Source organism: Halobellus sp. GM3, from assembly GCF_052545375.1.
The window spans coordinates 355,148-376,579 of record NZ_JBQWLT010000003.1 but is presented as its reverse complement, the minus strand read 5'-3'; the positions used below and the strand labels follow the sequence as shown (position 1 = coordinate 376,579).

The following is a 21,432-nucleotide window of genomic DNA, read 5'->3' as shown; positions in this document are numbered from 1 at the left end:
CTGCCGTCGGCAGTCCGCTAGGACCGATCGCGCCCGGCGTCCGACTCCGACACCGAGGCGCTGCCGTCGGCGCCGACGAAGGAGAACTCGTCTCCTTCACCGTTCGTCGCGGCGCCGTTCGTCGCCGACCCGTTCGTCACTGATCCCCTCGTCGCCGATTCATCCGTCACCGACTCGCCCCCGCCGGTCTCAATCCCCGCCGGCGGCCCGCCATCCATCCCCGACAGGGACTCGATGCCGTCCGGGGGCGAGTCGCGGTCGATCGGCGGCCCCCCGTCGTCGGAGTCCTCGAGCGCGGTGAGCCTGTCTGCGGCGGCCTGAATCGCCTCCATCTCCCGCGTCTGCTCGCGGCTCGCCGCCGTGACGTCCTCGACGCGGTCGGCGATGTTCTCCGAGCGCTCTCGCGCGGTTTCGACCATCGCGGTCACCTCTTCGGCGCTGACCGCCTGCTCGTCGGTCGCGACGGCGACCTCGGCGATCCCCTCGGTCGTCCGCTCGACGGCGTCGACGATCTCATCGAGGCTGTCCATCGCGTCCTCGCCGCGGTCGATCCCCTCGTGGAGCTTCTCGGTGGTCTCCGCGAGGCTCTCGATCGTGTCGTCGGCGTCCGTCTGGACGCGGTCGACCGTCTCTTCGACGTCCGCGGCGCGCTTTCGGGACTGCTCGGCGAGTTGTTTCACCTCCTGGGCGACGACCGCGAAGCCGTCGCCCGCCTCGCCGGCGCGCGCGGCCTCGATCGAGGCGTTCAGCGCGAGCAGATTGGTCTGCTCGGCGATGTCGTCGATGGCCTCGATCACCTCGTCGATCTCGCCGATCCGCGACCTGAGCTGTTCGAGGTCAGCGGACGCCTCGCCGGCGGCGTCGGCGACCTCCTCCATCACGTCGATGGCCTCGTCGGCCGCTTCCTCTCCGGTCCGCGCGCGAGAGGCGGCCTCGTCGCTCGTTTCCTCGACCCCGTCTGCGGTCGCCGCGATCTCCTCGACGGTCGCGCTCATCTGCGAGATCTCCGCGGCGACATCGTCCATGTCCGCCGCCTGTTCGTCTGCGATCTCTTGGATTGCCGCCGAGCGCTCCGAGACGACCGACGACGCGGCCGAGACGTCGTCGATCGGCTCTCTGAGATCCCGTTCTACCTCCCGCGTCAGCTCCTCCCGGTGGGCCGCCTCGCGACGCGCCTCCTCGCTGTAAGAGTGGATGTACGTGTCCATCGCGATCTGCTGATCGAGCGCGAGCACTTTCAGGAGCGACGTGGCCCGCTCGATCACGTCGTCGACGGCGGCGTCGACATCGCTCTCGGCACCACCGCTGTCGGCGGCGTTGTCCCCACCGGAACTTCCGGAATCTCGACGATCGGGGTCCTCTGTCCCGCGGCGCCCACCGAGGATTCGCGCGAGAAGCCCCCTCCCGCCGTCGTCTGAGCGATCGGCGTCTCCGTCGACGCCGCTCCGTTCACCCGTGTCTACGCGGTCGGAACGCACGTCTTCGCTCCCGTCGTCGAACAACGATTTGACCTCCTCGCCGATGGCGTCCAGCAGTCCCTCGTAGTAGATGCTGTACGCGCCGATGTAGAACTTCGGCCCCATGTCCAGCATGTCGTGGACCTTCCCCACTCGGGCGCGGCGCGCGAAGTACTCGCGGCCGTACTCGCCGTCGGTGAGCGATCGGAGGTAGCTCGCCTGGTCGGTCTTCAGCCGCTCGACCCCCTTGCTCGATCGGCCGAGTACATCAGACGCGTTGTCGTCGCTCGTCAGGTGGTCGTAGAACTCTTCGACCACCTCCTCGGCGACGTCGTCGAACACCGGTTCGAGATCCTCCATCCGCTCTCTGTCCTCGTCTTCGAGCCTGAGAAACGATTTCCGCCACTCGATCTCTGCGTCGTCGATATCCAACGCGTCGATCAGTTCGTCGCCGTCGACGAGTCCACGCGTTTCGTCGGTAACCACGACGCCTCGGTCGTCCATACGGTGACTGCGGCGACCGCCGCATAAGATTGTTCTCCCCGCGGTATCACGATTGATACTACGTCGTGCACATCGCGCTCGGCTCACCGTCCGAGAGCAACCGTTAGGGAGCTCGCGAGTCCAGCACCGCTATGGACGGGACCGCGAGAGGTGGCAGACGGTGAACAGCGACGAGCTGCGAAGACAGCTCGAGACCGACGAGTCGACCGCGCTCGCCCGCCTCGGTTCGACGGCGTTCCTCCGAGCGATCGCCGCCGGAGAGCCCGCGCCGCCGACGCTCCTCGACGCCGCGGCGGCGAGCGAACACGCGGCGCTGGTGACGTTTCGGGAGTGGGCCGACAGCGAGTCCGACCCTCTCGCCCACTCGGCGTTCGCGTCTGTCGCCGAGCAGGAGGCCACCCACCGAGAGCGCGTCGCGGCCGAACTCGACGGCTGGACGCCGGACGACGACGGGGCGGGCCCGATGCACGCTTACCTTCGCGGGCGCGAGGCGACGACGGCGCGGATCGCCGGCGGGATGGTCGGCCGCCCGCTCGTCACGCTCCGAACCCACGAGCGACTCGTCTCGTTTTTCGGGGACGAGCGCGGAGACGGCAATGAACGCGGAGGCGACAATGAACGCGAAGACGGGGGCGACCGCTCACGCGAGGGCGAGACCATCGACGACAACGCGTCCCGACGCGCGGCGCTCTTCTCGGAGCTCCGGGCGGAGACGGCCGACGTTCTCAGGGATGGGATCGACCTGCTGGAGAACCGCTGTGAGACCGACGACGAGTGGGAGACGGCGAAATCCGTCGCCGCCTACACGATCCGGCTCGCCGGCGACGACGCGGCCGACGCGCTCAGAGCGCAGGGGATCGACCCGGACGCGGCCGACACGTGATCCCAGTTCGGCTCGCGCCGAACCGGCCGGTTCGAATCGGAGATTCGCTGGCCCGACGAAGCTACGCTTCGTCGAACGCCGCCGGACACTGTCCGGCGAGCTCGATTCGGCTCACGCCGAATCGAACAACTCCTCGCCGTCGACCATGTGCGCCTCGACGGCGTCCATGTCGAGCGTCACCCCCAGTCCGGGCGCTTCGGGGACCTCGATTGTGCCGTCCTCGATGACGGTCTCCTCGACGAGGTCGTCCCACCACCCGAGCTCGTAGGAGTGGTACTCGACGGCGAGCGCGTTTGGGATGGCCGCGCCGACGTGCGCGGCGGCCACCGTCGCAACCGGCGAGGAGACGTTGTGCATCGCCACGGGGACGTAGTACTGATTCGCGACGTCGGCGATCTTCCGCGTCTCGCGCATCCCGCCGACTTTCGGCAGGTCCGGCGCGACAATGTCGACCGCCTGTTTCTCGATCAGCCGGCGCGCCTCGGTCACCCTGTATCTGTTCTCGCCGACGGCTACCGGCGTCGTCGTCGAGTTCGTGACCGCCGCCTGCACGTCGAGGTTCTCCGGCGGCACGGGGTCTTCGAGCCACCAGACGTCGTATTCCTCGATGGCGGCCGCGAGGCGCTTTGCGGAGCCTCCCGAGAACGTCCAGTGGCAGTCGAAGGCGACGTCCGCGCGGTCTCGCACGCGCTCTGTGACCTTCTGGACGATCTCGGCTTTGTGTCTGATCTCGCCGGGGCGGAGATGGCGGTTCGCGCGGTCCTTTTCGAGCCCCGAGGGCACGTCGAGATCGAACTTCAGCGCGTCGTACCCGAGTTCGTCGACGACGCGCTCGGCCTCGTCCGCGCAGGCCTCGGGGTCGGCCTCCTCCTCGGTGTGGCAGTCGCAGTAGACGCGCACCTCGTCGCGGTACTTCCCGCCGAGGAGCTGATACGCCGGGAGTTCGAGGACCTTCCCGGCCAGATCGTGCAGCGCCACCTCGATGCCCGAGATCGCCGTGACGGTGACGCCCTCGATCGACCCCTCGCCGGACATCTTCTGGATCAGGTGCTCGTAGAGCCGATCGATGTCCAAGGGGTTCTCACCGACGATCATCGGCGTCATCCGCTCGATGAGCTCGGGGACGCCGGCGCCCCAGTAGGCCTCGCCGGTGCCGACGACACCGGCGTCGGTGTAGACGCGCACGAGCGTCCACGGGAAGTTGCCGTCGACCATCGTCGTCTGAACGTCGGTGATTTCGACGTCGCGGCCGCCGCCGCGCTTCGCCGTGGCCCCCATCGTCTCCGCGGAGAGCTCCCGCATCGTGTACTCCGCGTTCGGGTCGTGGAGGTCGGCGTAGTTGATTCCCATACGATCGAGTCGACTCGGTGCGGGGAAAACCTTTGGAGCGAGACAGTGGGATTTCGGCGGCGGACCGAGGTTAATCGGTGATTACCTAACCGGGTCGCCCGCGGATATCGCGCCGATGATCGCCAGTGATGGGAGCACGATCAGGTGGAAACGCCCGGAGTACGTCGGCGAGAACCGCTGTCTGCCGTGTACCGCGGTCAATCTCGTCCTCACCGTCGCCCTCGCAATCGCCTTCGGTTCGATCTGGGCGCCGGCCGGCGTCGGCGTCGCGGTCGTCGGTATCGCGGCGATCTACTCCAGGGGGTATCTGGTCCCAGGGACGCCGGCGCTGACGAAGCGGTACTTTCCCGACCGGATCCTGCGACTGTTCGACAAGCACGACGAACTCGCCGCGTTCGACGCGAACGCGGTCGATCCGAGCGAGACGGAGGACGCGGCCGACGTCGAGGCGTTCTTCGCCGCGGTCGGCGCGCTCGAACCGTGTCACGACGGCGCGGACCTGTGTCTGACCGCGACGTTCCGCGACGCGTGGGCGACCCGGATCGACCGGTATTCCGACGCTGACGGTGACGCCGACGCTGCGATCGTCGCGCCGCTGTTCGCGGACCTCGATATCGACGAGGGCGGCATCGAGACGGAGGTTCGACACAACGCGTTCGTCGCACGTCTGGGCTCGACCACGCTTGCACGCTGGGAGTCGAGCGCCGCTGCGGTCGCGGACGTCGCCGCCGATTCGGTCCTCCGCGATCGGTCGTCGGCGTGGCGGGACCTCCCGTACGACCGACGGATGGGTCTTCTCGGCGCGCTCAGGCTGTGGCTCGATCGGTGCCCCGACTGCGAGGGGGCGGTCGAACTCGACGAGGAGACGGTCGAGTCGTGCTGTCGATCCTACGAGGTCGCCGCCTCCACCTGCAACGAGTGCGGGACGCGACTGTTCGAGGCGCGCCTGCCCGACGGTGGGCTGGCGCCCGAGTGAGGTCGTGGGAGTCCGACCCGAGGGGTGATCGATGCTACTTCCGCAGGCGGGCGGTCGACCCGTCACCTCGGTCGTCAACCTCGACGAGGCCGTCGTCGGACAGATCCGAGAGCAGTCCCGAGAGCCACTGCCGACCGTACTCTCCCTTCGGCGTGTAGTCGACGCGGACCCGCGGCCCGAGTTCGTCCAGAGAGAGCTCCTCGTACGCTCTGAGCGCCGATATCACCCGACCGCGCATCTGCCGTCGACTCCCCTCGAAACTGGGTTGCGTCGGGACGTCGGGAGCGGTGAAATCGCCCGTCTCGTAGGCGTGACACCACGTCCGCCACGGGCAGCCCGCTTCGTCGCAGCTCGGCACCTTCCCGCAGGCGACGCCGCCGAGTTCCATAATCGCGTTGTTCCATACGCGGGATCGACCTTCGGGAATCAGTGCCCGCGCCGTCTCCTCGAAGGCGGTGTCGTCGTCTGCGACGTCGAAGGCGCGGTACAGCACGCGCTTGACGTTCGTGTCCACCACCGCGTCGCCGTTGTTGAACGCGAAAGAGGCCACCGCGTTCGCGGTGTACGGTCCGACGCCCATCAGCTCCGAGAGCTCCTCGGGCGTCCGCGGGAACTGGCCGCCGTACTCGTCGCGGACCTGTCGGGCCGCCTCGTGGAGGTATTTCGCGCGGTTGTTGTATCCGAGGGCGTGCTCGCTCCAGAAGGCGACGACGGCCCCGCGCTCGGCGGTCGCGAGCGCGTCCACGCTCGGCCAGCGGTCCAAGAAGTCGCGCCACGCGTCAACGACGCGGTCGAGTTGCGTCTGTTGGCTCATCACCTCCGAGACGAGGATCGCGTAGGGATCGTCGGTTTCGCGCCACGGGAACGAGCGGTGGTCGGCCTCGTACCACGACACGAGGGCGTCGCGGACGGCGTCGACGTCGTCGGTTCCGGGGACCTGCGGAGCGGCGCTCGCAGCGTCGGCGCTGGTCGGCGGCCCGCCATCGTCGGCGCGGGGTGCCTCGCGGTCGGTCATCGTCGGCTGGTGGACCCCCACGGGCTTTTGGATTCTGATCCGGGCATCTGTCGCGGAGACGGGAGGGTCGGAGCGTATCGATGCGAAAGCCGTTTGCCCGCGCCACCCGACGCACGGGTATGAGCCTCGAAGAACTCACCGAAGACGTCGGGTCCGCCTACGCCGACGTCGACGAGGAACAGGCGGTAGCCCTCGACCGAGAGACGCGACACGAACTGGCGATGCTCGCTGCGGCGTTCGGGACCGAGGACACCGACGAACTGCTCCGGCGGGGCGTCCACCTCCTGTTTCAGACGACCGTGGATCGCGGGACGCTCGATTTCCACCTGCGGCAGGACTACGACGTCACCTACGACGAGTACCTGTCGGGAATGACCTTCGAGGAGATGACCGGACAGAGCCAGTATCCTCAGCGCGACGACGAACGCCGGTATCAGATGTAAGCGGCCGCGTCGGAGCGGAGGGAGGCGACCACGACGGACCGGCTGTAAGCGGCCTACTGACAGCAGAGGGAGGCTGTCGCGTCGTCTGAGCGTTTATATAGGAAAGCGGGACCACACCCGGCGTGACCTGAACGACACCCCGCGTCGGGTCGCGGTTGTCCGGCACGTCGACGCGGGAGGTGGCTGGTCCGTGTAGGCGACTGACCCGCGGAGACTTCCCGCGTGCGGGTGCCGGCTGTTCGCCAGTCTTCCCCAGTTCCGACGCCGGCCGTCTGACGGGCTGTGCGGTGTCGGCGAGTGTACGCCACGGTCGGCGAGTGCATGCCGCGAGCGCAGGGCTTTATTCGCCCGCGCACGTCGGATCCACGTATGGACACCGACGAGGTCGAACGACGCATCGAATCGGAGATTCCGGACGCAGAGGCTGACGTGACGCTCCCTCGCGTTCCCGATGAGGATCACGAGGACGCTCACTTCGCAGCAGTCGTGATTTCGCCCGCCTTCGAGGGGAAAACGCTCGTCGAGCAGCACCAGATGGTCTACGACGCCCTCGGCGAGGCGATGACGACCGACATCCACGCACTGGAGATGAAGACGTACACGCCCGCGGAGTACGACGGCAACTCGGCGTGATCGGATCCGGACAGCGACTACCGGATCACTGAGCCGATCCGAACAAGCGCTCGAACGTGCGGATTTTCTCGTCGATCCCGGCGATGACGAGCCTGTCGTCCGCTTCGATTCGGGTGTCGGGGCCGACATCGGTCACGATGGTGCCGTCACGGTCGATTGCGACCACGGTACAGCCCGTTTTCGCGCGGATGTCGGCGTCTCCGATCGTTCGGCCGGTTATCTTCGGAGCGCGCATCCGGATGACTTCCACCTGCCGGTCTAAGGAGAGGACGTCCCGGTCTTCGAGCACGTTGGACGCGATCATCCGGCCCGTGACCGTCGCCAGCGACAGGACGTAATCGCCCCCTGCGCGGAACGTCTTCGGGATACTGGGCTGTTCTTCGACCCGGGCGATGATCTCCGTCTCCGGGGCCAGATCCCGGATCACGAGCGTCGCGAACTCCGTCGTGGTGTCGTCGGGTAACGCCAGGACGACCGTCCGGGCCGCTCCGATGCCGGCCTCGGTGAACGTCTCCGGGTCGGTCGCGTCGCCGACCACGTCGACGTTCTCGTTTTCGACCTCGTCAATGGTCGTATACGAGACGCCGGCGTCGTCGAGCGCAGCGGTGACAGACTGCCCGACTTGGCCGTAGCCGACGACGATCGTCTCTCCCGTACCGAAGGGTCGAAAGCCCGCTTGGGTCAGTTCGAGGAGCCTCGATAGCTGCGATTGGTCGCCGGAGACGAAAAGCACAGTTCCGGCCGTCAGCGTCGTGTCCGGTGGCAGCGTGGCGGTGAACTCGCCTTGAACCCACGCGCCGATCACGTTGACGCCGGTCTCCTCTCTGATTCCGCTGTCGGCGAGTGTGGTACCGACGAGCGCGCTCCCGTGGTGGATCGGCAGCTCCGCGAGTTCGAGGTTGTCACTGATCTCGATCGCCTCGTCGATCTCCGCTGTCAACGCCGTCGTCACCTTCGCCGCGAGGCTCTGTCCGAGCATCGACCGCGGTGAGAGGACTTGGTCAGCCCCGGCCAAATGGTGGTATCTCGCCCGGTCGGGCTCTTCGACGACGCTGAGGACCGAGACGTCCTCTGCGAGCTCCTTCGCCGCTAAGACGATACTCGCATCGACCTGATCGTCGCCGTCGGCGACGAGCGCCCGTGCCGCGGGCAACCCCGCGCGCTCCAGCCCGTCGGTCGACTCCGGGTCCGCTCGAATCACCCGGTGGCCGTCCTCGTAGAGTTCGGCCGCCAGATCGCGGTCCGGCTCCACGATCACGTACGGCACGTCGAGCGAGTCGAGTTCCGCGGTGAGCGCGTCGGCCCGCGGCGTGTACGAGCAGATCACGACGTGGTCGGCGAGCGCGTCGTCGACCGCGTTGGGGATCGTCGTCGAAAAGGCGTTCTCCAGAAGCGGGGTCGCAAGCACCGGCAGCGTCCCGATCAGGAGCGCCATCCCGACGAGGTCCATCACGATGATGAACGCGTTCATCTGCGGGCTCGACCACGGCGAATCCCCGCCGAACCCGGTGGTCGTGAACATCTCGACGACGACCTGCATCGAGTGGAGAAACGTGACCGGGTCGCCCTCGTACGTCCGCATCCCCCACTGGTACGACACCGCGGTGAGGATCATTACGACACCCAGAAACGCGGTGTACCCGACGACGCGACGATGCCACGTATTCACGGTTTCGTGGCAGACGGGGTACGGTCTTAAACAGTCGGGAAAGCGCCCGACGAACGGCGGCCGATCACCGTCCGCGATCGAACCGACGGGTTTTACGCGACGGCCGGTCGTCGATCCGAGTATGTCCGACGACGAGTACCGTATCGAGCGGGACAGCCTCGGAGAGATGCAGGTGCCGAAAGACGCCTACTGGGGCGCACAGACCCAGCGGGCCATCGAGAACTTCCCGATCTCGGGGATCGCCTTCGGACGCCGGTTCGTCCGCGCGCTCGGTGTCGTGAAGAAGGCGGCCGCGAAAGCGAACCGCGATCTCGGTCTCGTCGACGACGACGTCGCCGACCCGATCGTCGAGGCCGCAGACGAGGTGATCGCCGGCGAGCACGACGAGCAGTTCCCGGTCGACGTCTTCCAGACCGGCTCGGGGACTTCCTCGAATATGAACGCCAACGAGGTGATCGCCAACCGGGCGGCCGAGCTGATGGGCGAGTCGATCGGCGACCGAACCGTCCACCCGAACGACCACGTCAACTTCGGGCAGTCCTCGAACGACGTGATCCCGACGGCGATGCACGTCTCGGCGCTCGAAGCCGTCCAGAAGGACCTGATCCCGGGACTCGAATCGCTCGCGACCGCGCTCGAAGCGAAGGGTGAGGAGTTCGACGGCGTCGTCAAGACCGGCCGGACCCACCTGCAGGACGCGACGCCGATCCGGCTCGGACAGGAGTTCGACGCGTACCGGACACAGATCGAGAAGGGAATCGTCCGCGCGGAGAGCGTCAGCGATCACCTCGGCGAGCTCGCGCTCGGCGGCACCGCGGTCGGAACGGGGCTGAACACGCACCCCGAGTTCCCCGAGCGCGCCGCCGAGTACATCTCCGAGGAGACCGGACTGTCGTTCCGCCCCGCCGACAGCCACTTCGAGGCGCAGGCCGCCCACGACGCGATGAGCGAGGCGCACGGCGCGCTCCGAACCGTCGCGGGCTCGCTGAACAAGATCGCGAACGACCTCAGACTGCTGGCGTCGGGGCCGCGAAACGGCCTCGGCGAGATCGAACAGCCGGAGAACCAGCCCGGGAGCTCGATTATGCCCGGCAAGATCAACCCGGTCGTCGCGGAGGCGGTGAATCAGGTCCACAAGCAGGTCGTCGGCAACGACGCCGCCGTCGCGGCCGGCGCCGCAGAGGGGCAGATCGATCTGAACCTCTACAAGCCCGTGCTCGCCCACAACTTCTTGCAGTCGGCGGAACTGCTCTCGAACGCCGCCGAGGTGTTCGGCGAGCGCTTCGTCGCTAAACTCGAGGCCAACGCGGACGTCTGTGAGGAACAGGTCGAGCGATCGATGGCGCTGGCGACGGCGCTGAACCCCACGATCGGCTACGACAAGGCCAGCGAGGTCGCCAAGACGGCGCTGAAGGAGGGCAAGACCGTCCGCGAGGTCGTCGTCGAGAAGGGCTATCTCAGCGAGGACGAGGCCGACGAGGTGCTCGACCCCGAGTCGATGACTCACCGCGGCATCCTCGGCGAGGACTAGCGCGGCCGATATCGGAGACAGACTGCGACGGCTGTAGCGCGGGGCGACGCGACCGCGCTCGTCGGCGCGGACTGAATCATTTTTTACGCCGGGGGCACGCACTCACTCCTAATGGCTGCCTACGACTACGACGGTCTCGGCCTCGTCGCCGGGCTGGAGATCCACCAGCAACTCGACACCGCGACGAAGCTGTTCTGCCGGTGTCCGACCGAAGAGCGCGATCCCGATTCGTCGACGCGCTCGTTCACGCGCTATCTCCACCCGACGAAGAGCGAACTCGGCGAACTCGACGAGGCGGCGCTCGAAGAGAGCCGCGTCGAGCGCGAGTTCGAGTACCTCGCCTACGACACGACCTGCCTCGTCGAGGAGGACGAAGAGCCGCCGCACCGACTCGACCGGGAGGCCCGCGAGGTCGCCCTCCAGATCGCGACGCTCCTAGATATGGAACCGGTCGATCAGGCGCACGTGATGCGTAAGCTCGTCATCGACGGCTCGAACACCTCCGGCTTCCAGCGAACGTCGCTCGTCGCCCAAGACGGCGAAATCGAGACGAGCGACGGCCCGGTCGGCGTCGAGGACCTGCTCCTCGAAGAGGAGTCCGCCCAGCGGGTCGAAGAGCGCGACGGCGGCGTCACGTTCTCGCTCGACCGCCTCGGGGTGCCGCTGGTCGAGATCGGCACCCGACCCGATATCGATTCGCCCGCGCAGGCGCGAGAGGCGGCGGAGACAATCGGGATGCTCCTCCGCTCGACCGGCGCGGTGAAGCGCGGCCTCGGGACGATCCGCCAGGACGTGAACGTCTCCATCGCCGAGGGCGCCCGCGTCGAGATCAAGGGCGTGCAGGCGCTCGATCAGATCGACGAGATCGTCCGCCGGGAGGTGGGCAGACAGGTCGAACTCCTCGAGATTCGCGCGGAACTGCGCGAGCGCGACGCGTCCGTCGGCGACGTGCGCGACGTGAGCGACGTGTTCGAGGGGACGGACTCGGGCGTCATCTCCGGGGCGCTCTCAGGGGGCGGCGCCGTGACGGCGGTCCCGCTGTACGGCTTCGACGGCCTCGTCGGCCGCGAGATACAGCCCGATCGACGCCTCGGCACCGAACTGTCCGATCACGCGAAACGTCACGGCGCGGGCGGCATCTTCCACACCGACGAGCTGCCGGCCTACGGGGTGACCGACGAGGAGGTCGACGCCCTGCGCGAGGCGGTCGGCGCCGGCCCGGAAGACGCCGTCGCCATCGTCGCCGCCGACGCCGAGACCGCCGAACTGGCGATCGAAGCCGCCGCCGAGCGCGCCCAGACGGCAATCGAGGGGATTCCCGAGGAGACGCGCGGCGCCAACGACGACGGGACGACGCGCTATCTCCGCCCGCTCCCGGGCGCGGCCCGGATGTACCCCGAGACGGACGTCCCGCCGGTCGAACTCGACCCCTCGGAGGTCGAAGCCCCCGAGCTCCTGACCGAGAAGGTCGAGCGCTATCAGTCGATGTTCGGCCTCGACGCGGGGCTGGCCGAGCAGGTCGCCTACGGCCGCCGGATGCCGCTGTTCGAGCGGGCCGTCGACGAGGGAATCGACGCGACGTTCGCCGCCGGTCTGCTCGAATCGACGCTGACGGAACTCCGGCGGGACGACGTCGGCGTCGGCGTCCTGACCGACGAGCACCTCCTCGCGGTGATGCACCTCGTCGAAGGCGGTGACCTGGCAAAGGAGGGCGTCGGCGACGTGCTCGCGACGCTCGCGACGGACCCGTCGCTCACCGCCGAGGAGGCCGTCGAGGAGGCCGGGCTGTCCGGCGTCTCCGAGTCGGACGTCCGCGACGCCGTCGTCGAGGTCGTCGAGCGAAACGCCGCACAGGTCGAAGACGAGGGGATGGCGGCGTTCTCTGGGCTGATGGGCGAGGCGATGGGCGCGCTCCGCGGAAAGGCCGACGGCGAAGTCGTCAGCGACGTCCTCCGCGAGGAGATCCAAAAGCGCGCCTAGCGGTCCACGCAACTCTCTGACGGGCCCATCGACGCGGGCTTAGAGGGATCATCGCACGTTCGCGTCAATTCCCGCCGGACGGGACAGCGAGCGTCTCTGAACGGGGGCGATACTTCCCTATCCGTCGGTCCGGGCTCGCGGTTCGGACTCGGCTCCGTCCTCGCCCTCTGCTCCGGTTTTGCTTTCGGCCCCGTTCTCGGCCTCGCTCCGGTTTTTACTTCCGGCCTCGCTCCGGTTTTTACTTCCGGCCTCGCTCCCGTTTCCGTCGGTCGAGCCGGCGGCGTGGTCGCCGAAGGATCGATCGCCGATCAGCTCGTTCGCCCGGCGGAAGATCCCGGTGAGCGTGGTGATCTCTCGCTCCGTCGGGTGCGCGCGGCCGAGGAGCCGCCGCATCATCACCCGCGTCTTCTCGCGTTTGTGCTCGCGGTTCTCGATCGAGCGGTGGAACGTCTCGAAAAAGTCGTAAAACCGGTCGATGTCCGGCTCCGAGGCGCGCTCTCGCTCGACGTCAGGAAGTTGGGTCTCCTCGACGGTCAGCGTCCGGAGCTCATAGAAGAGAATCGTCGCCGCCTGCCCGAGGTTCAACACGGGATAGCCCTCGCTCGCGGGGATCGAACACACCTCGTCCAGCCGAGAGAGCTCCGCGTTGTCGAGTCCGGTCCCCTCCCGTCCGAAGACGAGCGCCGTCCGGGTGTCGACCGCCTCCAGACTCTCTCGGACCTCGACCGGCGTTTTGTACGGGAACCGGACGTGTCTGCGGCTGTCCTCGCCCGTGATCGCCGTCGTCCCGACCGTGTGATAGCGCTCGACGACCTCCTCGAAGGTGACCTCCTCGGCGTTCGGGAGCACGTCCTCGCGGGCGTGGCCGGCGAACCCGTACGCCTCGCTGTCCTCGGTTATCTCCGGCGGGTCCACCAGCTTCAGCTCCGAGAGCCCGAAGTTCTTCATCGCGCGGGCGATCGTCCCGACGTTCCCCGGCGTCTCCGGTTCGACGACGACGACGATCGGCTCGAAGTTCCGTCCTGTCATTAGTACAGTCCAGAGCGCTATTTCGTCGGGTACTCGCGCCCGAGGTCGACGTCGCCGAGCGGGGGCGCGTCGTCTTCTGCCTCGTCCTCGTCGACCGTCGTGATCTCGCCCGTGCGGAGGTCGATCCGCTTTCGCTCGCCGTCGTAGTTCTCGTTGAGCCGGCGGTTGAGTTCGGCCGGGTCCGGCGGCGTCGGGAGCGTGTCGGGGTCGGTGTCGACGTGCTCGAGGCCGGCGTACCCCTCCGGCGCGCGGTTTCCGTCGAGGAACCACTCGTGGAACTCGTCGCGGAACGTCTCCGTTCCGGCGGCGTCCCGCCCGCCCGCTTCCCGGAACCAATAGAGGAAGTCGGGTTCGTGGTCCGCACAGAGCAGGACCTCCTCCATCGGTTCGCCGTACACGATCTCGGCGGGGTTGCAGCGTCGCTTCTCGGCTTCGCCGTGGACGAGATAACAGGCGTCGCAGGGCTTTTCCTGAAGGTACGTCAGGCGGATGAGCCGCTTCCGCGTCTCGTCGGGCACCGAATCCAGCGGGCGGAACTCCCCCTCGTCGGTGAACACCTCCTCCTCGTCGAACCGCCAGCCGCGGAGGCCGATGCTGACTTTAGCCATTAGCGGTCGGTAGCGGGCCAGCGGATAAAAAGAGCGTGTCTCGGACGTGCTTCGGGGGATCGATGGGAGGTCCACGGGGGAACTATCAAGAGACGGCGCGGAAAATAATCGCGTATGTCCGCGGACGAGTCGTCGACGAACCCCTCGTCGCCGTATCCGGGCGCCTCGCCGCTGTCCCCGCGTGCGGAGGTCCTGCTTCTCGGGCGCGACCCCGCGACCGCCGTTCGACTCTCCGCCCTCGCCGGGACGCTCTTCGCTGTGACCTTCCTCCTTCACCTGCCGCCGCGGCTCGTCGGCGGTCTATCGGTCCCGTTCGGGCTGTTTCTGCCGCTTCTCGTCACCGTCGCCTTCCTCGCGGCCGCCACCGGTGCGTACCTCAACGACGGCCTCTTCGTCAGTCTCGCGCTCGCAGGCGGCCCGAGTTTCGGGTTCTATCTCCCACTCGGACTGTTCGAGCTCACGTACCCCAGTTCCACCGTGCTGGCGGGGTTGGCGATCGGTGCGGCCGTCGCCGTCGTTTGCGGCAGCACCGGGTTCATCGCCGGGGCTGGCGCGCGGCGCGCGGTCGAACGCGTCCGTGGCAGGCGTCACAGCCCGTGAACTGACCGCTCCCGAGCGGACGCCGCCCTACCGCAGCAGCGCCTCACGCCGCCGCACCGCTGACACGTCCCGTGCCGCCCCTACGCGGAAGCGCCCCACGCCGTCGCGCCGCACGGAACGTGCGCCTTTTCCTTCCCCCGCGAGAACGGGGGGATATGGATCCGAAGCGGGAGCTCACGAGCGTCGACCTGGCCGCCCTCGTCACCGAACTGAACCGGTACGAGGGGGCGAAGGTCGACAAGGCCTACCTCTACGGCGACGACCTGCTCCGCTTCAAGATGCGCGATTTCGACCGCGGACGCGTCGAGCTCATCCTCGAAGTCGGCGACGTCAAGCGGGCGCACGTGGCGGACCCAGATCGCGTCCCCGACGCCCCGGGGCGACCGCCGAACTTCGCGATGATGCTGCGGAACCGCCTCTCGGGCGCGGACTTCGCGGGCGTCGAGCAGTTCGAGTTCGACCGGATTCTGGTCTTCGAGTTCGAGCGGGACGACCAGAACACCCGAATCGTCGTCGAGCTGTTCGGGCAGGGGAACGTCGCGGTGCTCGATGAGACGGGCGAGGTCGTCCAGAGCCTCGAGACGGTCCGACTGAAGTCTCGGACCGTCGCGCCCGGCGCGCAGTACGAATTCCCCGCCTCGCGACTCAATCCGCTCACGGTCAGTTACGACGCGTTCGCCCGGAACATGGACGACTCCGACACCGACGTGGTGCGGACGCTCGCCACGCAGTTGAACCTCGGCGGCCTCTACGCCGAGGAGCTCTGCACCCGCGCCGGCGTCGAGAAGACGATGCCGATCGCGGACGCCGGCGACGAGGAGTACCGGGCGCTCCACGACGCGATCGAGGAGCTGCGAACGCGGCTCCGCGCCGGGGAGTTCGACCCGCGCGTCTACACCGGCGACGACGGCGCGGTCGTCGACGCGACGCCGTTCCCGCTGGAGGAACACGAGCGGGAGGGACTCGACAGCGAGGCCGCCGACACGTTCAACGACGCGCTCGACGAGTACTTCTACCGGCTTGAGCGAGACGCCGAGTCCCCGGACGCCGAGGAGGCGGGGAGCTCCCGCCCCGACTTCGAGGCCGAGATTGAGAAGAAAAAGCGCATCATCGATCAGCAGGAGGGCGCGATCGGGGAGTTCGAATCGCAGGCCGACACCGAGCGCCGCCGCGCGGAGCTGCTGTACGCCCACTACGACCTCGTCGACGAGATCCTCTCGACGGTCCGCGAGGCCCGCGAGAACGGCGTCCCGTGGGACGAGATCCGCGAGACGCTCGCGGCGGGGGCCGAGCGCGGCATCCCCGCCGCGGAGGCGGTCCGCGACGTCGACGGGGCGGCGGGGACCGTCACGGTCGAACTCGACGGCACCGAGGTCGAGGTCGTCGCCGACACCGGCGTCGAGAAGAACGCCGACCGGCTGTACACGGAGGCCAAGCGGATCGAGGAGAAGAAGGAGGGCGCGCTCGCCGCCATCGAGAACACCCGCGAGGAGCTGGAGGCGGTCGAACAGCGGCGCGAGGAGTGGGAGGCCGACGACGGGGAAGACGAGGCCGAAGCGGAGGACGACGAGTTCGAGGACCGCGACTGGCTGGCGATGGAGTCGATTCCGCTTCGGACGTCGGAGCAATGGTACGAGCGCTTCCGGTGGTTCCGCACCTCCGAGGGCTTCCTCGTCATCGGCGGCCGCAACGCCGACCAGAACGAGGAGATCGTCACGAAGTACCTGAACAAACACGACCGCTTCTTCCACACGCAGGCGCACGGCGGGCCGGTGACGGTCCTGAAGGCGACCGGGCCCTCCGAGCCCTCCGAGCCGGTCGAGTTCCCCGAGTCCACGCTCTCGGAGGCCGCGCAGTTCGCCGTCTCGTACTCGTCGATCTGGAAGGACGGCCGATACGCCGGGGACGCGTACATGGTGACGCCCGATCAGGTGTCGAAGACGCCCGAGTCCGGCGAGTACATCGAGAAGGGATCGTTCGTCATCCGCGGCGAGCGGACGTACTTCCGAGACGTCGCCGCGGAAGTCGCCGTCGGCATCCAGTGCGAAGGTGAGACGCGCGTGCTCGGCGGCCCGCCGTCGGCCATCGAGGACCGCGTCGCGACGGCCGTCCGGGTGCGGCCCGGCCGCTACGCGCAGAACGACGCCGCGAAGATGATCTACCGGGAGTTCCGAGACCGGTTCAGCGACCAGTCGTTCCTCCGGAAGGTCGCGAGCCCCGACAAGATACAGGAGTTCCTGCCGCCCGGCGGGAGCGAGCTCGTCGAACCGTAACCTCGACCGTCCCCGCGGTCGTCAACGGGGTTAATCGCCGCGTACCACCGTTTGTGGCGTATATAGTTATCTCCTGAGACATCGTAGTGACTCGCCTGAGCGATCACCCCGGTTCCGCGGTGTCCCGACCGGCGGCGATGTCAGGGCCGACACCGATATTATGGTCGGTGGCGGGGGTCGATAGACGACCCCGCCGAGTTCGGTTCCGCCGTCGGATCCCGGGCCGCTCGGTGAACACAATGATACAACAGTCACTCCAGTACCTCAGAACCGACGACGGCTGGGTCACAACCGTTCTCATCGGCGGGTTCCTCAGCCTGTTGAGCGTCCTGCTCGTCCCGACGTTCCTCGTGATGGGCTATCTCGTTCGCGTCGCCCGCGGGACGATGCACGGCGACGAGCAGCCCCCGGTATTCGACGAGTGGGGCGACCTGTTCGTCGACGGGCTGAAAGCGTTCGTCGTCGCCTTCGTCTACGGCCTCGTCCCGGGGATCATTGCGGCCGTCGTGGTCGGCGGGAGCGTCCTCTCGTTCGTCGCCGGCGGGAGCGCGGAGTCGACCAGCCTCCTCGGACTCGGGATGGTCGGTCTCTTCGTCGGCGGGCTAGCCGCGTTCGCGCTCAGTCTGCTGGCGGCGTACGTCGCCCCCGCAGCGATCGCGGCCTTCGCCGAGACCGACCGCCTCGGCGCGGCGTTCTCGCTCGGTGAACTCCGTCCCGTGCTGACCTCGGGAGCGTACGCCACGGCGTGGCTCTCGGGGGTCGCCGTCCTGATCGGGGCCGGCGTAATCGCCGGGCTCTTGAACGCCGTTCCGGTGATCGGGACGATCGCCGGGGCCTTCGTCGGGTTTTACGCCGGGGTATCGGCGTACTACCTCATCGGCCACGCGTGGGGCGAACTGCGCCACCTCGACGTCGGCGAACGCGGGGACCCGATCGACGAGTCGGCGGCGGTCTGATACTGACTGGTCCCGTCTCGCCCCGACGACCGCCCACACCGTGGGTGGCGATCACCGGATCATCGTGAGGGCGGTCAGGTGAGTCACGCTGTCGGACTCGCGGCGGCGTAAGAGTTACCCGTATGCCCGGAGACCTCCGAGCCGATGCTTTCAGAGTCCCTCCACTATCCGCTGAACGGTGACAGTTGGCTTCGGACCATCGTCATCGGTGGGCTGCTGAGCGTACTGACGGTGTTCGTGGTTCCGATCTTCCTCCTGCAGGGGTACTTCGTGCGGGTGCTCCGGGGCGCGGCACGCGGGGAGACCGACGCACCCGGGTTCGACGACTGGGGCGACCTGCTCGTCGACGGGCTGAAACTGTTCGCGGTGAACCTGATCGTCTCGATCGCTCTGTTGGCCGTGCTACTTCTCGTCGGCGCGCTTTTCGGCGCGGGATCGCTCCTCGCGGGAGGCGGGCCCGCCGCCGATCCCGGGCCGGGGGGCGGCGGCATCGTGGCCGTGTTCGGCGTACTGGGGCTCCTGATTTTCGTCGCCGTCGCGCTGCTGCTCGGCTACGTCGCGCCGGCGATGTTCGCGAACTTCGCCCGCGAGGACTCCATCGCGGCAGCGTTCGACGCCTCGACGATTCTCGCGGGCGTCACGACGAGCGAGTACCTCACCGCGTGGGTCCTCGCCATCGTCGTCGGCATCGTTCTCGGATCGGTCGCGAGTATGCTCAGCCTCGTCGTCGTCGGGATCTTCGGGCTCTTCTACGTGCAGGTCGTGACGTACTACCTGTTCGGCCGCGGGTTCGCCGACGGACTGGCGAAGAACCACGACAACGGGACCCGCGACCGCACGACTGCGACGACCGCCTAGTCGGATCTCGCTCCGCTGCGAAGTCGGATTTCCGACCGACTCCATACGGGGGAGGTTGAGGGAATTAAATTTGCCCGCGTCTGTCCGTCCGTTTCTGGACGGCACAGACAAAACGGTGAAGCCTCGGGGCTTGTCCCCCGAGGTACTTCACGCACCTATTGTTCCACATAATGTTAGTGGAGAGCAATATTTGGTTCATCTGTATTGATTGAACCGTGCCACTCTGTCGTACCGCGAGCGAGGCCGGAGGCCGAGCGAGCGGCCACTTTTTGGTCCAGCTTTTTGCGAGGAGGGTGCGCCTCCGGCGCACCCGACGAAGTAAAAAGGTGGGATAGCAGGACCTTTCTCTCTGCTCCCGTGACACCACGTATGCGAATTTCGAGTCGCGGCCACGGTGAGGAGGGTCGCGAGCGGATGACCCTCGTCCCCGAGAACGTCGACGACCTCTGGCACCTCTCACACGTCCTCGAATCGGGCGATCTGGTCTCCGGCGACACCACCCGCCGCATCCAGCGCAACGAGGAGAACCTCCGCGATACGGGCGGCCAGCGCGAGCACCTGTTCGTGACGATCGCCGTCGACGACGTCGAGTTCGCGCGCTTCGCGAACCGCCTGCGCGTCGGCGGCGAGATCGTCGGCTGTTCCCGCGAGGACCAACTCGGCCACCACCACACGCTCAACGTCGAGGAGCACGACGAGGTCACGATCGAGAAGCACTTCAAGCCAGATCAGATCGAGCGCATCGAGGAGGCCGAGCAGGCCGCCGAGAACGCAGACGTCGCGATCGCGACCGTCGAGGAGGGCGAAGCGCACATCCACACGGTCGCGCAGTACGGCACCGAGGAGAAATTCTCCTTCACCGCGCCGACCGGGAAGGGCGAGTACGCCCGCCCCCGCTCGGAGCTGTTCGCCGAGTTGGGGAAGGCCCTCGCGCGGATGGACGTCGACGCGATCATCCTCGCCGGGCCGGGCTTCACGAAGCAGGACGCCCGCGACTACATCGCGGAGAACCACGCCGAGGTCGCGGATCTGCTCACCGTCGTCGACACCGCGGGCGTCGGCGACCGGGGCGTCCACGAGGTGCTGAAACGCGGCGCTGTCGACGAGGTACAGACGCAGACACGAATCTCGAAGGAGGCGGAACTCCTCGACGACCTGATGGAGGGCATCGCGACGGGCGAGAAGGTGGCGTACGGCATCGACGAGGTCGCGGAGGCCGCCGATTTCGGCGCCGTCGAGGAACTGCTCGTCGTCGACGACCGCCTGCGGCAGGAGCGACAGGGCGAGGGCGACTGGGACGTCGACGTCAACGAGGTCATCCAGTCGGTCGAGCGACAGGGCGGCGACGTGACGGTCTTCTCCGGCGAGTTCGACCCCGGACAGCAGCTTCGGAACCTCGGCGGAATCGCGGCGTTGCTGCGGTATCGGCTGCAGTAGCCCCACCGTTTCCCGAGCGGGCCCTTGGTGATGTAACCCGCTCGGGAAGACCAGAGAAAAAAGAGCCGTTCGGCCCCCTTCCTCGCCGGGCGGTGCTTTCGGGGGGACGTTACCGATGTTGGGCGAATTCGACGTGAAACACCGATCCCTTCGGAGAGTTGTCCGTGACATCGATAGCGCCGTTGTACTGCTCCAGTAGCGTTTTCACGAGATAGAGTCCGATACCAGTCCCGGAACTGTCGATTCCCTTCCGTCCCTCTTTGAAGAGGGAGTCCCGCATTTCGGGGGGGATTCCCGGGCCGTTGTCCGCGATGTGAACGACCACGCTCTCGTCGCGTACCTCCCCGCTAACCTCGACGACAGGCTCGTCTGTATCGTTGTGCTGGACAGCGTTGTTCAGCAGATTACGGAACACCGACGAGAGCATCTCGTTCGCGATCACCTCGACGTCCGGGATGTCACCGACGATCCTGAACTCCGACTGGGGAAAGAATTCGCGTCGGAGTTCGACCTCCTGTTCGAGGCTGGCACGGAGTGAAACCGGTTTGGTGTCCATCTGCGTCCCGCTTGCGATTGTCTCGGCATAATCGCGGGCGATCTCAGTGAGTTCCACGACGTGATCTGCGGCCGACAGCACCTTCTCCAACAGCTCTTCACCCTCCTCATCGACGTGCTGTTCGAGGAACTCGCCCCATCCGAGGAGAATACCCAGATCGTTCCGGATGTCGTGGCGGAGAACGCGGTTGAGCGCTTCGAACTCCTGCTCGCGGCGCTTTTGGTCCGTGATATCCGTACAGATCCCGACGATTCTCCGAAGCGTCCCGTCACTGTCCCGTACCGGAATCTGTCGCGTGTGGACCCACCGTACTGTCCCATCCGGATGGACCGCACGGGCCTCGTACGATTCCTCTGACACTTTCTCGGGCGCGGTGTCCATATACGACAGGACCATATCGAGGTCGTCCGGATGGATTCGGTCGAGTAGTGCAGAGGGGTCGTTCTGGATGGCTTCAGCAGAAATTCCCCAGATTCCCTCGGCGCCGGCGCTGATGTACTCGAACTCTTCCGGCTCGGAAACGATCCAGATCGCTATGCCGTCGAGATAGTCAATCAGTGATCGGAAATCCGGTTCTGCTGAGCTCATAAACTGTGTGAGATAGCCTACAGCACGGCTCAAAAAACCTCTGAATAGATGGCTGTCGTATCTGGGAGCGGACAGATACCGCGCTG

General features: G+C 67.2%; 18 protein-coding genes. 11 read left to right on the top strand and 7 right to left on the bottom strand.

The window, feature by feature from the left end; all coding sequences use genetic code 11:
* Positions 1 to 17: 17 nt before the first annotated feature.
* The gene (locus tag ACT3HL_RS07225) at positions 18 to 1,961 is read right to left on the bottom strand and encodes a methyl-accepting chemotaxis protein (RefSeq protein ID WP_445086137.1); all 1,944 of its coding nucleotides are present in this window, start codon (positions 1,959 to 1,961) and stop codon (positions 18 to 20) included.
* A 160-nt stretch (positions 1,962 to 2,121) separates the two neighbouring features.
* Here ACT3HL_RS07225 and ACT3HL_RS07220 point away from each other — a divergent pair, with 160 nt between their 5' ends.
* Positions 2,122 to 2,844, top strand: coding sequence for a rubrerythrin family protein (locus ACT3HL_RS07220; RefSeq protein ID WP_445086136.1), 723 nt, complete (start codon positions 2,122 to 2,124; stop codon positions 2,842 to 2,844).
* Between the two features lie 111 nt (positions 2,845 to 2,955).
* On the opposite strand, the gene ACT3HL_RS07215 is transcribed toward ACT3HL_RS07220, so the two are convergent.
* Entirely contained in the window at positions 2,956 to 4,194 is a 1,239-nt protein-coding gene (locus ACT3HL_RS07215; protein ID WP_445086135.1) for an enolase C-terminal domain-like protein, read from the bottom strand.
* A 115-nt stretch (positions 4,195 to 4,309) separates the two neighbouring features.
* Here ACT3HL_RS07215 and ACT3HL_RS07210 point away from each other — a divergent pair, with 115 nt between their 5' ends.
* Entirely contained in the window at positions 4,310 to 5,170 is an 861-nt protein-coding gene (locus tag ACT3HL_RS07210; RefSeq protein ID WP_445086134.1) for a hypothetical protein, read from the top strand.
* Positions 5,171 to 5,204: 34 nt separating this feature from the next.
* On the opposite strand, the gene ACT3HL_RS07205 is transcribed toward ACT3HL_RS07210, so the two are convergent.
* Entirely contained in the window at positions 5,205 to 6,185 is a 981-nt protein-coding gene (locus tag ACT3HL_RS07205; RefSeq protein WP_445086133.1) for an A/G-specific adenine glycosylase, read from the bottom strand.
* A gap of 119 nt (positions 6,186 to 6,304) precedes the next feature.
* Between ACT3HL_RS07205 and ACT3HL_RS07200 the strand changes: the two genes are divergently transcribed.
* Together ACT3HL_RS07200 and ACT3HL_RS07195 are read left to right on the top strand one after the other, a co-directional pair.
* Positions 6,305 to 6,628: a hypothetical protein gene (locus ACT3HL_RS07200; RefSeq protein WP_445086132.1), complete on the top strand. Its 324-nt coding sequence runs from the start codon at positions 6,305 to 6,307 to the stop codon at positions 6,626 to 6,628.
* A 369-nt stretch (positions 6,629 to 6,997) separates the two neighbouring features.
* Complete coding sequence (locus ACT3HL_RS07195; RefSeq protein ID WP_445086131.1) at positions 6,998 to 7,261, top strand: BolA/IbaG family iron-sulfur metabolism protein; 264 nt, start codon at positions 6,998 to 7,000, stop codon at positions 7,259 to 7,261.
* A 25-nt stretch (positions 7,262 to 7,286) separates the two neighbouring features.
* Here the strand turns inward: ACT3HL_RS07195 and ACT3HL_RS07190 are convergent, their stop codons facing one another.
* On the bottom strand, positions 7,287 to 8,930 hold the full coding sequence (locus ACT3HL_RS07190) for an NAD-binding protein (RefSeq protein WP_445086130.1): 1,644 nt from the start codon (positions 8,928 to 8,930) through the stop codon (positions 7,287 to 7,289).
* 121 nt (positions 8,931 to 9,051) lie between these two features.
* Here ACT3HL_RS07190 and ACT3HL_RS07185 point away from each other — a divergent pair, with 121 nt between their 5' ends.
* Both ACT3HL_RS07185 and gatE read left to right on the top strand, forming a co-directional pair.
* Positions 9,052 to 10,461, top strand: a complete 1,410-nt coding sequence (locus tag ACT3HL_RS07185) for an aspartate ammonia-lyase (protein ID WP_445086129.1) — start codon at positions 9,052 to 9,054, stop codon at positions 10,459 to 10,461.
* 111 nt (positions 10,462 to 10,572) lie between these two features.
* The gene (gene gatE, locus ACT3HL_RS07180; RefSeq protein WP_445086128.1) at positions 10,573 to 12,441 is read left to right on the top strand and encodes a Glu-tRNA(Gln) amidotransferase subunit GatE; all 1,869 of its coding nucleotides are present in this window, start codon (positions 10,573 to 10,575) and stop codon (positions 12,439 to 12,441) included.
* A 117-nt stretch (positions 12,442 to 12,558) separates the two neighbouring features.
* On the opposite strand, the gene ACT3HL_RS07175 is transcribed toward gatE, so the two are convergent.
* Together ACT3HL_RS07175 and ACT3HL_RS07170 are read right to left on the bottom strand one after the other, a co-directional pair.
* Positions 12,559 to 13,470 carry a TrmJ/YjtD family RNA methyltransferase gene (locus tag ACT3HL_RS07175; RefSeq protein ID WP_445086127.1) on the bottom strand — a complete coding sequence of 304 codons (912 nt, stop codon included), beginning with the start codon at positions 13,468 to 13,470 and terminating at the stop codon, positions 12,559 to 12,561.
* A 17-nt stretch (positions 13,471 to 13,487) separates the two neighbouring features.
* Positions 13,488 to 14,078, bottom strand: a complete 591-nt coding sequence (locus ACT3HL_RS07170; protein ID WP_445086126.1) for a hypothetical protein — start codon at positions 14,076 to 14,078, stop codon at positions 13,488 to 13,490.
* A gap of 114 nt (positions 14,079 to 14,192) precedes the next feature.
* On the opposite strand from ACT3HL_RS07170, the gene ACT3HL_RS07165 reads away from it, so the two are divergent.
* From ACT3HL_RS07165 to ACT3HL_RS07145, 5 genes are all read left to right on the top strand, one after another.
* The gene (locus ACT3HL_RS07165) at positions 14,193 to 14,678 is read left to right on the top strand and encodes a hypothetical protein (protein ID WP_445086125.1); all 486 of its coding nucleotides are present in this window, start codon (positions 14,193 to 14,195) and stop codon (positions 14,676 to 14,678) included.
* Between the two features lie 155 nt (positions 14,679 to 14,833).
* A complete protein-coding gene (rqcH, locus tag ACT3HL_RS07160; RefSeq protein ID WP_445086124.1) occupies positions 14,834 to 16,951 on the top strand; it encodes a ribosome rescue protein RqcH in 2,118 nt (705 codons plus the stop codon).
* A gap of 239 nt (positions 16,952 to 17,190) precedes the next feature.
* Positions 17,191 to 17,907, top strand: coding sequence for a DUF4013 domain-containing protein (locus tag ACT3HL_RS07155; protein ID WP_445086123.1), 717 nt, complete (start codon positions 17,191 to 17,193; stop codon positions 17,905 to 17,907).
* Between the two features lie 144 nt (positions 17,908 to 18,051).
* Entirely contained in the window at positions 18,052 to 18,765 is a 714-nt protein-coding gene (locus tag ACT3HL_RS07150; protein WP_445086122.1) for a DUF4013 domain-containing protein, read from the top strand.
* Positions 18,766 to 19,134: 369 nt separating this feature from the next.
* Positions 19,135 to 20,202, top strand: a complete 1,068-nt coding sequence (locus tag ACT3HL_RS07145) for an mRNA surveillance protein pelota (RefSeq protein ID WP_445086121.1) — start codon at positions 19,135 to 19,137, stop codon at positions 20,200 to 20,202.
* A 109-nt stretch (positions 20,203 to 20,311) separates the two neighbouring features.
* On the opposite strand, the gene ACT3HL_RS07140 is transcribed toward ACT3HL_RS07145, so the two are convergent.
* Complete coding sequence (locus tag ACT3HL_RS07140) at positions 20,312 to 21,346, bottom strand: ATP-binding protein (RefSeq protein ID WP_445086120.1); 1,035 nt, start codon at positions 21,344 to 21,346, stop codon at positions 20,312 to 20,314.
* Between the last annotated feature and the right edge of the window lie 86 nt (positions 21,347 to 21,432).